The following is a 2,082-nucleotide window of genomic DNA, read 5'->3' as shown; positions in this document are numbered from 1 at the left end:
CTTTAGCATATCTAACTCAAAGGTTTATTTATTTTCCAGAGATGTCTAGTGATAAAACAAACTTTCTCCTCCTTGTGAGTTAAAATTCTCTATTCTTCCCTCCTGACTATTGAGAAATAAAAGGAAAAAAGTAGAAAAATTTCCCCATCTCCCTATATCCCCACACTCCCAATCATAAATCCCAAATAGGTTCTATAATACTCCTGATCAAGCGGGTTTTACCGAAATATTCTGGTTTCAAGCCTCTCCTTTTAAGGGGATAATAAATAAAAAATTTCCTGTTTGTCAATCCTCTTATATCATGTTCGGATAATCACTTATAAAAAAGTTTTTGTTTGTAGTTGGGCTTCAGCCCGAACTGTAGATAGGGCTGAAGCCCAACTACGAGCTTTAGTTATAGTAATTATTTAGGCGAACATGATATTATTTTCAAGGAGAGGTAATTCGCACATTCTAAATTCTTAATTCTAAATTCTTGAAATGATACCTATATTTCACAATTTTTAAGTCTTTTTATCAGAGCAGAAAATAACTTTCCTAGCTCCATAAACCATACCCAATTTCCACTCATCGCAAACATAGCAGGTAAGTGACCATCCGGCGCTTTCTCCACATTAAATATTAAATTATCGTAGTTAGTCCAACCTATAATAGAATGCCAACCTAAGCGATCGCCAAATTTTTCATAAGTTAAATAAAAGGTTTGATTACTAAAACTTTCCCAAATCTCTTTTTGTACAGAAAAACCAAACTTACCATTTGAATATTTTACCCATAGTTGATTAATAGTCTGTAAATCAGTGCAGGGAAAATTATCAATTGAACGAATATTTAATTTACCCCGACTTTCTTGGTGAGTTATTTTTAACATTAACCTTGCGGTTTCTATATCTGCTTCTCGCCACTTTTTAGCAGCCAAAAAATCATGCAAATCACCATAATCTATTCCCACTTCCGAACTTAATTCTACTTCTGGAATAGACGCAGATGGAGAAAAATCACTGACCTGTTTTTCAGAGCGCGAAGAATCAAAAATATCAGGTTTAATCAATGCCAAAATTTCCTCTACTGACTGAAATCTTTTCTTAGTTGCTCCGACAATCATCTTATCTAAAATATTACCCAAATCATCACTTATAGAAGAGGATAAAAAATCTCGCCAAACCCAATCATTTTCACTCACATCAAACAACTCAAACGGTTCAACTTGAGTCAACAAATGGATACAAGTTACTCCCAAACTATAAATATCACTAGCAAAAATTGCCTTTCCCACAGCTTGTTCCGGTGCAGCATATCCAGCAGAACCAATAACCGTTCCTGTCACTGCCAAAGTATTAGGAGTTGCATATTTAGCTGCCCCAAAATCTACTAATACTAATTCTCCTTTTTTCCCAGAATAGTCGGGTCGTCTAATAATATTTTCCGGTTTAATATCCCGATGAATTACCTGTTGAGAATGAATAAATTCTAAGACTGGCAATAAATCATTTAATAAATCCCAAATTTGAGTTTCATTAAACTGACCTGTTGTTTCTAATTCCTGCTGTAAATTTTTCCCTTCAATCAATTCTTGAATTAAATATTGACGATTATCCTGAGTAAAAAATGCTAATAATTCAGGAATTTGAGGATGTTTTCCTAAACTTTCTAATCTAACTGCTTCTTGAGCAAATAATTCTGCTGCTTTTTCCAGATTTTGTGTTCCTTGAGCGTCAGGAAAAAACTGTTTAATTACACAAAATGGTTGGGAAGGTTTAAATTCATCTACTGCTTTAAAAGTTCTCCCAAAACCACCTTTACCGATAATTTTTACAGCACGATAACGTTCGGCTAAAAGCAATTTTGCTCCGCATTTTTGGCAAAAGTTTGTGTTTGGTGGATTTTGATTTAGACAGTTGGGGTTCAGACATTGACTCATAATTAATACTGTTTTTTTACTATAGATTTTTGGCTGAAGTTGGGAACAGGGAAATATAGATATAATACTATTTCTCCAAAACTTTTCCAAATTTTCTGGAGTAGGGGAGTAGGTAGGGACGTTCCATGCAAAGTCCTTCAAGAATTAAGAATTAAGAATTT

Annotated in this window: 1 protein-coding gene; it reads right to left on the bottom strand. The window is 34.0% G+C overall.

The window, feature by feature from the left end; all coding sequences use genetic code 11:
- Positions 1–487: 487 nt before the first annotated feature.
- Entirely contained in the window at positions 488–1,921 is a 1,434-nt protein-coding gene (locus AFK68_RS04900; RefSeq protein ID WP_094671824.1) for a GUN4 domain-containing protein, read from the bottom strand.
- Between the last annotated feature and the right edge of the window lie 161 nt (positions 1,922–2,082).

The sequence above is a fragment of the Hydrocoleum sp. CS-953 genome (assembly GCF_002260545.1).
GTDB lineage: Bacteria > Cyanobacteriota > Cyanobacteriia > Cyanobacteriales > Microcoleaceae > Trichodesmium.
This window is presented reverse-complemented; position numbering and strand designations above follow the sequence as displayed.